Genomic DNA, 7629 nt, shown 5'->3' on the forward strand with positions numbered 1-7629 from the left:
CGACGGCAGTGTACTCGGCGCCGTCGTCGCAATCGGTGACCAGCATGTCGAGGCCGTGATCGCGCCGGGCCGCGGCCTTGAAACGCCGGTCCTTCATGTTGGCGTAGCTACACAATTGCTCAGGAGCATCGCCGGACGCGTATTTCGTGGCCGTGCCCGCGCGCGCCGCGTATTCCCATTCCGCCTCGCTGGGCAGGCGGAATGGGCGACCCGTTTCCCGCGCCAGCCATTGCACGTAGGCCGTCGCATCGCTCCAGCTCACGCACATGACGGGGTGATAGTCCGTTGGCGCATGCGCGGGGGCATCCCAGCCCGACTCCTTGAGCGCGATGCCGTCAGTGCGGTCGAATTCCCAGCATTCGCTTGCCGCCCGATAAGCGGTCGCGGCAACGAATTGCCGGAACTGCGCCACCGTCGTCTCGTATTTTGCCAGTCGGAATGCGGCCACGCGCACTTCGTGGGGTGGCCCCTCGGCCGGATTGTGGCTGCCGTCGCCGATGCGCGGCTCCGTGCTGCCCATGATAAACACGCCGGCGGGAATACTGGCCATGGGCGGAAGGATGGGTGCGGCGGCGGCCTGGGCGCTGCAAAAAATGGCGCAGGCAAGGGAAATAGTGCTGTGCTTCATGTGGCTCCTGGTAATTGGTGAATGAGAATACAGATTGACAGCCCGGCCGGCCCCTTGCCCCGCCCATGCGACGAATCGACAATGGGGCCGACGAACGGCAAGCCATGTTCTGGTCAATCAGGCAACGGGCCGCTACACTACGCCCATGACCAGAAAAACGACTTTGCTACAGGGCTGGCGTTCGCTGTGGGAACTGCGCCCCAGGCACGAAGTCCCCACCCTCACCCGCCTGTTGCTCATCTCCCTGATCGGCATCGTCCTGGCACTGGGCCTGATGGCCATCGTCGCCATCTTCGGCCGGGTCGACCGGCCGCACTGGTGGTGGGCGTCACTGCTGCCGAATATCGGCATCTGCCTGTGCATCGTGCATACCCTGTTCGGCGTGTTGCGCCTGGCCGGGCGCTGGCTGCCGGCGCCGCTCGTCGAGCGGATGTCGCATGTGCGCGACATCCGCGCCGGCATGGCTCTGGGCGCGCTGGCACTGGCAGCCATCATTGGCGGCATGAGCATCGGCTTCACCATCGTCCCGATACTGGTGGGTTTCAAGGTGTGGGGCATGTTCGTCTCCCTGCCTGCCGCGCTGACCAAGTTTGCTGTATTCATCCTGTTTGTCATGGGCGCCAACTGGGCATGGTGGCGCTCGCGCCTGCGCCAGCAGCAGTTGCAAAGCGAGGTGACGGATGCGCGCCTGCGCCTGCTGCAGGGGCAGATCGAGCCGCACCTGCTGTTCAATACCCTGGCGAACATCCAGAGCCTGATGGACTACGATCCGCCGCGCGCGAAACGCATGCTGGAAACGTTTTCCGGCTACCTGCGCGCCAGCCTGTCGCAGCTGCGCCAGGGCGACAGCACGCTGGATGCGGAACTCGACATGGCAAGCCAGTATCTGTCCCTGCTGCAGATCCGCATGGAGGAGCGGCTGCGCTTCCGCATCGACGCCAGCGCGCAAGCGCGCCTGGCCAGCATGCCCGCGCTGATGCTGCAGCCGCTGGTCGAAAATGCCATCGTGCACGGACTGGCGCCCATGTTGGGCGGCGGCAGCGTCGTCGTGCATGCCGAGGTGCGCGCGGGCCGCCTGGAAATCCGCGTGCTGGACGACGGCGCGGGCTTGACGGCCCCAGGCAAGCCACCGCGTCCGGGTAGCGGCATGGCGCTGGCCAATCTGCGCTCGCGCCTGCAGGCCCAGTTCGGCGCGCATGCCAGCCTGGTCCTGCGCGGGCGCGAGCATGGCACCGAAGCCGTGCTGGAGCTGCCGTACCGGCGCGCCGCCAGCGCATGCCCAGTGGAGGCCGCATGACGCGCGCCGTGATCGCGGACGATGAACCGCACCTGGCGCTCTACCTGCGCGACCAGCTGCTGGCCCTGTGGCCGGACTTGCAGGTCATCCATATGGCGCGCAACGGCGTCGAGGCCGCCGCCTGCATCGCCGAGCTGGAACCCGATATCGCCTTCCTCGATATCCAGATGCCGGGGCTGTCCGGCCTTGAGGTGGCGCAAGGCATCGAAGGCCCTACCCGCGTGGTGTTCGTCACCGCCTTCGACGAGTTTGCCCTGCAAGCCTTCGAGCAGGCAGCGCTCGACTACGTATTGAAACCCGTCACCACCGAAAGGCTGGCCCGTACCGTGGCGCGCTTGCGGTCGGTGGCGCCCTTGCCGCCCGCCAGTGCGGCCATGGCACAGGCGCTGCAGCAACTGGCGGCCGCGCCCGGCCCTGCCCGCCCCCGGCTGCGCTACATACTCGCGTCCCGGGGCGAGCGCACGCACCACCTCGACGTGGCCAAGGTGCGCTTTTTCCATGCCGACGACAAGTACACGGTCGTCGCCAGCGTGGATGGCGAATTCCTGATCCGCACACCCATCGCCGACCTGGCCAGCCAGCTTGATCCTGAACAATTCTGGCAAGTGCACCGCTCCACCCTGATCAATCTGGCCTGGCTGGACGGCACGCGCCGCGACGACGCCAGCCGTTTGTTCCTGCGCATGCGCGACCACGCGGGCGAGCTGCCCGTGAGCCGCGCCTTCGTCCACCTGTTCCGGGCCATGTAGCTGCAGCCGCCTAGTAGCGCTGACGTCGCCGGAGGTCGTCCTGGCGGCGATCCGGCAAGTCTTGCCCCCGGCCAACGAGAAGTGAATACTGGAAAATGGCTTCCCCGCATGCCACGGGGGATGCCGCGATGCGGACCCAAGGAAGGAAAATGCAACTGGCCCGCCGTTTGCGCGGCGAGCCAGTATCCAGTTCAATATTGTCGGGGCGCAAGGCCCCGTCCATCACACCGCGCGGCGCGCCCGCAGATGCAAATGGCGGATGGCGGCGGCAGCCACCATCAGGATGGCGGAAGCCGTTGCCAGCACGACAATAAATGCCTTGTCGAAGGCCGAGCGGGCCAGTTCCGACACTTGCAAGCCCAGTTCGGCCGGCAATTGCTCGGCGGCCAGCAGCGCCGCATCGAGCGTGTCGTGGGCGTTCGGCAGCAGGCCCGCGCTTTCCGGGATCACCAGGGTGGCGCTGTAGACGGCCGACAGAATCGTGCCCAGCACGGTGACACCGATGACGGCGCCCAGCTCGTACGACACTTCCTCGATCGAGGCGGCCATACCGGCCTGCTGCGGCGCCACGTTGAGCATCACGGCGCTCGATGCGGCCGTCATCACGGCGCCCAGGCCCAGGCCCAGAATCACCAGGCTGGCCACTTGCGCCGAGACGGCGGCGTCATGCAGCACCAGATACGACGCCATGCCGATGCCGGACAGCAGCAGCGAACCCCACAAGACCTTGGCCTTGTCGGCGCGCGGCAGCATGAAACCCGTCAGCGGTCCCGCAAAGACGGACGCCAGCGGCAGCGGCAACAACAGCAGACCCGCTTCCAGCGGCGACAGTTCCCGCACCAGCTGCATGTGCTGGCTCAGCGCCAGTTCCATGCCGATCAGGGCGGCGGACGCCACCATGGCGGCGGCCACGGCGCTGGAAAACGGCAGTTCGCGGAACAGGGCGAAGTCGATCAGCGGCCTGGTCTGGCGCTTCTGACGGCGCACAAATTTGAGCATGAAGAAGGCGCCCACGGCGAACGAGGCGGCGGCCAGCGCATACGACGGTTGCGACTTGCCCAGTTCCTTGATCGCATACACGCCACCAAGCAGACCCATCATGATTTGCAGCGAGCCCTTCAAGTCCCACGGCTTGTCGCGGTTGCCGGCCCGTTTCGGCAGGACGACGGCGGCCAACACCAGGGTCAGCAGCACGATGGGCACGTTGATCAGGAAGACGGAACCCCACCAGTAATGTTCCATCAGGAAACCACCGAGCACGGGGCCGAACGCGGCGCCGCCAGAGGCAATCGCCGCCCACACGCCGATGGCGAACGAGCGCTCGCGGTTGTCCGTAAAGGTCAGGCGGATGATGGACAGGGTGGCCGGCATCATCAAGGCGGCGCCGACGGCCAGCAGCACGCGGGCAAAGATCAGCCATTCAGGCGCGGGCGAAAACGCGGCGCACAGCGAGGCGATGCCGAACACGGTCAGACCGGCGAGGAAAACGGGTTTGTGGCTCAAACGGTCACCAAGGGTGCCGAGGCCGGGCAACAGACCGGAGACGACCAGCGCGTACACGTTGATGATCCACAGTTTTTGTGAAGAGGATGCCTGCAAGTCGCGCGTCAGCGCGGGCAAGGCGGTGTAGAGCACGGTCATGTCGACCACGATCAGGAACAGGGCGCTGGAGACGATGGCCAGCGTCAGCCATTTTTTCATTGGATGCATAAACAACTCATGGATTTTAGTGTAACTTTTAACAACTATCGGTTTGGATAAATTTGGTGCTGCGCAAATATTTACGTTCCAGGCTGCCACGGGCCTGGGCTTGTCGGGGGCGGCGGGCGTCAGCCACGGTCGCCATCCTTGTCATCCACGGCGGCACTCGTTGTGGTTGCGTCAAGTTCGCGCAGCATGACGACGGACACTTGCTTGAAGCCGCGTCCCTGGAAAAATTGTTGCGCCGTCAGGTTGTGCGCGCCGCATTCGAGGAACAAACGGGCGATGCCGTGGCCGCGCAGCTCGTCGGCCACCCACTCCACCAGCAAGCTGCCGATGCCGCTGCCACGTACCGAGGGCAGCAAGACCAGGTCGTCCAGCGCGGCGAACGATTTTGAGGCGCGCTGGCGCGTGTCGATGGAAACGAGGGCCATGCCGACGATGGCGTCACCGTCGGTGGCGACGGCCAGCAGGGTCGAATCGCCATGCGCCCAGTCATGCGACAGGGCGGCGCGGATTTCGCCGCGTATCACCTCAGGCAAGTCCGCGCGCCAGTTGCCGGGTGCGTCGGCGCGTTCGCCCTGCAGCTCCGAATGGGAGATATAGTCGGCGCTGACGTTATCAAGATATAACTGGCACAAGGTATCTTCGGCGGTGGCGTCGTGACACCAGCCAAAGCTGATAGAGGGGGAATTGGCTTGGGCGTTTTTCATGGCGGATCTCATGTTATTGAATTAGTAAAAGCATTTTATGTCGCCCCTGAATGGCATTCAAGTTAAAATCCATCTGTAAAACAGATAGGTGGATGCCATGCAATGGACTTTGGAACAAATGCGCTACTTTGAAGCGGCCGTCGCGGCCGGTTCTTTTTCGGGCGCGGCGCGCCGGCTGGGCCGCGCCCAATCGGTGGTCAGCACCTCGATCGGTCTGCTGGAAGCGGAATTTGGCGTGGAACTGTTCGACCGCTCGCGCCGCAGCGCCGTGCTGACGGAAGCGGGCAAGGTGATGCACCTGGAAGCGTGCGAACTGCTGCGCCAGGCCGAGCGCCTGCAGCTGCGCGCCCAACTGCTGAGCGAGGCGCCCGAAGCCCAGCTGACCCTGGCCCTGGACGAAGCCCTGCCCTACCTGGCCATCGGCACCCTGGTCAAGGAACTGGCGGCGCGCTATCCGGCGCTGGAACTGGTCATGCTCAACGCCACGGCGTCCGAGGTGGCGCAATACGTGGAGCAGCAGCAAGCCGACGTGGCTTTTCACTTCGACCGCGGCCCGATCTCCCCCGTGCTGGAACAGCAGCACATCGGCAGCGTGGCGCAAGGCGTGTTCGTGGCAAAAGGCCATCCGATGGCGCACGGCCAGGAAGTGAGCCGCAACGAGCTGACCCGCTACCGCCAGCTGATCATGGATTCCGAGCTGAACCGCGAACACGCGTTCAGTCCCGCCGTCTGGTTTTCCGACAGTTTTTACAGCATCGCGGAAATGGTCGCGGACGAACTGGGCTGGGCGATTTTGCCGCTGAATATCGCCAATTACGATAACTACAAAGGGTATTTGCAGGAAGTGCCCTGCCCTGCGCTGGCTTTATCCAGGCTGCCGGTGCGGCGGCTGTCGATTCATGGGAAGAAGCTCAGCGAGACGAGTTTGTGGTTGACGGACAGGCTGGCGGAGTTGTTGGCGGATGGACCCAGAGGGTGAGACGGCTGGACATTCGCCGAACTGTTGCCCATGATCTAGAATGGCACGCTCTGGCCATTCAAGGGAATACAGCAAAGGGAATCAGCATGGAATTCGATTGGCACGGCGGCACTATTTCCCGCCACACTGTCGTTGATGCGCACTACAGGAATACGCAGAACGTCAGGCGCTTCCTGCTTGCCCAATGCGGACCGCAATTTACGTTCGAGCGCGATTTCATGGTCTGGATACGCGACGGTGCCGTTAAAACCATGGGCGATGTTGCCGATGAGTGGCTACGCCGTCACCGAATGGCTGGCTAGCCGCTTGCCCGCACGAAAGTAGAAAGATTGACATGATGATATCAACGGTGCTCACCAACTGGCTCACCGTGGCAAAAGACGATCCCGTGGAAATTGATCCCGACGATATCAGCCACGAAGCCAGGACCAATATGTGGAGCTTCTCGCCCACGGACGAGGAAACGCCGCAGATTCATGCTGCCGATATCGTTGCCTTCATCGGTGAGGTGATCGCGGCACGCCGCAGCGCGCTCGCTGGCGAGGCTATGCTGTTCTATTGCTGGCACGATGCGCAATGCCGCCAGTTGCGCTTCAGCCTGGTGTCGCGCTCGCATGGGCGGCTGCCGTTTCGCTGCGCGCTGCAGGAAACGCAGGATTTATCTCTGATCGCCGAGCGCGTGGTGAATGGGGACTGGCGCAACGAGGCTTTCATGCAGGCCCCGTCGGAGGACGGCGATGAGCAGGAGCAAGTGCCGTTCGTCCTGCCCGTGTTCGTGGTAGCTGTGCCTTAAAAGTCAGCACACCAGAAAGCGTGCCGGCCGGCAAGCCTCCAGGGCCGCAGCCGGCTGGCCATCGACGATTTCCCCGCTGGCCAGCTGGCCCACGATGGCTGCCAGCACCACGCCCGGATGCATGACGCAGACATACACGCCGCCCACTTGCGGCAGATAGCCGATGACGGGCACGCCGTCAAAGGGCATGGGACGCAGGCCAACAGCGGCAAATTCCGGCGCAATGGCTTCGGCGCCTTCAAGTTCTTCCCGGATCGCGCTGGCCGTGCGCTGCGCCATGGCGGCGGGCTGGTTTTCCGGTGCATCGTCCACATAATCTTCCGCTGCCAGCATGGTGCCGTCCTCGGCTTGCCGCACTTCCATTGCATGGCTGGAAATGATGCCGCGTACCAGGCCGGGTGGCGCCTGGTAGCGCAGGAAGATGGCGGGCGAGGCGTGAATCGGCAGGCTGGCGCCCAGTTTTTCCGCCAGGCTGGCCGTGCCTGTGCCCGCTGCCAGCACGACCATATCGGCCTCGATGACGCCAGTGGCTGTTTCCACGCCCGTCACCTGCGCGTCCTGGACCGTAAAACCCAGCACGGGCGTGTGCGTATGGACCGTCGCGCCGAGCGCCTCGGCCTTTGCCAGCAAGGCGTGGGTGGCGGCAACGGCGTCGAGGGCGCCCTGCTCCGGCTCGTGGATAGCCTGTTGCGGCGGTTGCCGCAGCTGCGGTTCAAGCCGGGCGATGCGCGAGCGGTCAATCAAGATGGATGCGGGCGACACGCGCCCA

9 protein-coding genes are annotated in these 7629 nt (G+C 64.4%); 5 read left to right on the forward strand and 4 right to left on the reverse strand.

Going from position 1 to position 7629, the window contains the following annotated elements; genetic code table 11:
• Positions 1-628, reverse strand: a 628-nt coding sequence (locus K0F86_RS25740) for an SUMF1/EgtB/PvdO family nonheme iron enzyme (RefSeq protein ID WP_219136968.1), incomplete at its 3' end; no start/stop codon positions are given.
• Between the two features lie 145 nt (positions 629-773).
• Between K0F86_RS25740 and K0F86_RS25745 the strand changes: the two genes are divergently transcribed.
• Both K0F86_RS25745 and K0F86_RS25750 read left to right on the forward strand, forming a co-directional pair.
• Positions 774-1925, forward strand: coding sequence for a sensor histidine kinase (locus K0F86_RS25745; RefSeq protein ID WP_219136969.1), 1152 nt, complete (start codon positions 774-776; stop codon positions 1923-1925).
• On the forward strand, positions 1922-2674 hold the full coding sequence (locus tag K0F86_RS25750) for a LytTR family DNA-binding domain-containing protein (RefSeq protein ID WP_219136970.1): 753 nt from the start codon (positions 1922-1924) through the stop codon (positions 2672-2674). Before K0F86_RS25745 ends, K0F86_RS25750 begins: the two co-directional genes overlap by 4 nt.
• A 222-nt stretch (positions 2675-2896) precedes the next feature.
• Here K0F86_RS25750 and K0F86_RS25755 read toward each other — a convergent pair whose 3' ends face one another.
• The gene (locus tag K0F86_RS25755) at positions 2897-4375 is read right to left on the reverse strand and encodes an MFS transporter (RefSeq protein ID WP_306823227.1); all 1479 of its coding nucleotides are present in this window, start codon (positions 4373-4375) and stop codon (positions 2897-2899) included.
• A gap of 128 nt (positions 4376-4503) precedes the next feature.
• Complete coding sequence (locus K0F86_RS25760) at positions 4504-5088, reverse strand: GNAT family N-acetyltransferase (RefSeq protein ID WP_219136972.1); 585 nt, start codon at positions 5086-5088, stop codon at positions 4504-4506.
• A 97-nt stretch (positions 5089-5185) separates the two neighbouring features.
• On the opposite strand from K0F86_RS25760, the gene K0F86_RS25765 reads away from it, so the two are divergent.
• The 3 genes from K0F86_RS25765 (at position 5186) to K0F86_RS25775 (ending at position 6860) form a co-directional block, all read left to right on the forward strand.
• Positions 5186-6067 carry a LysR family transcriptional regulator gene (locus tag K0F86_RS25765; RefSeq protein WP_219136973.1) on the forward strand — a complete coding sequence of 294 codons (882 nt, stop codon included), beginning with the start codon at positions 5186-5188 and terminating at the stop codon, positions 6065-6067.
• Between the two features lie 86 nt (positions 6068-6153).
• On the forward strand, positions 6154-6369 hold the full coding sequence (locus tag K0F86_RS25770; protein WP_219136974.1) for a DUF6434 domain-containing protein: 216 nt from the start codon (positions 6154-6156) through the stop codon (positions 6367-6369).
• Between the two features lie 32 nt (positions 6370-6401).
• Positions 6402-6860 carry a hypothetical protein gene (locus K0F86_RS25775; RefSeq protein ID WP_257572372.1) on the forward strand — a complete coding sequence of 153 codons (459 nt, stop codon included), beginning with the start codon at positions 6402-6404 and terminating at the stop codon, positions 6858-6860.
• Positions 6861-6863: 3 nt separating this feature from the next.
• Here K0F86_RS25775 and K0F86_RS25780 read toward each other — a convergent pair.
• Positions 6864-7629 (reverse strand): FAD-binding oxidoreductase (locus tag K0F86_RS25780; RefSeq protein WP_219136975.1); only part of this gene is annotated, 766 nt, incomplete at its 5' end.

The sequence above is a fragment of the Janthinobacterium sp. UMAB-60 genome (assembly GCF_900095235.1).
GTDB lineage: Bacteria > Pseudomonadota > Gammaproteobacteria > Burkholderiales > Burkholderiaceae_D > Janthinobacterium.

Bases quoted from the DNA above. Each gene is read 5' to 3' on its own strand.
- K0F86_RS25775 (WP_257572372.1), top strand. From the start codon at position 6,402: ATGATGATATCAACGGTGCTCACCAACTGGCTCACCGTGGCAAAAGAC.
- K0F86_RS25770 (WP_219136974.1), top strand. From the start codon at position 6,154: ATGGAATTCGATTGGCACGGCGGCACTATTTCCCGCCACACTGTCGTT.
- K0F86_RS25750 (WP_219136970.1), top strand. From the start codon at position 1,922: ATGACGCGCGCCGTGATCGCGGACGATGAACCGCACCTGGCGCTCTAC.
- K0F86_RS25760 (WP_219136972.1), bottom strand. From the start codon at position 5,088: ATGAAAAACGCCCAAGCCAATTCCCCCTCTATCAGCTTTGGCTGGTGT.
- K0F86_RS25765 (WP_219136973.1), top strand. From the start codon at position 5,186: ATGCAATGGACTTTGGAACAAATGCGCTACTTTGAAGCGGCCGTCGCG.
- K0F86_RS25755 (WP_306823227.1), bottom strand. From the start codon at position 4,375: ATGAAAAAATGGCTGACGCTGGCCATCGTCTCCAGCGCCCTGTTCCTG.
- K0F86_RS25745 (WP_219136969.1), top strand. From the start codon at position 774: ATGACCAGAAAAACGACTTTGCTACAGGGCTGGCGTTCGCTGTGGGAA.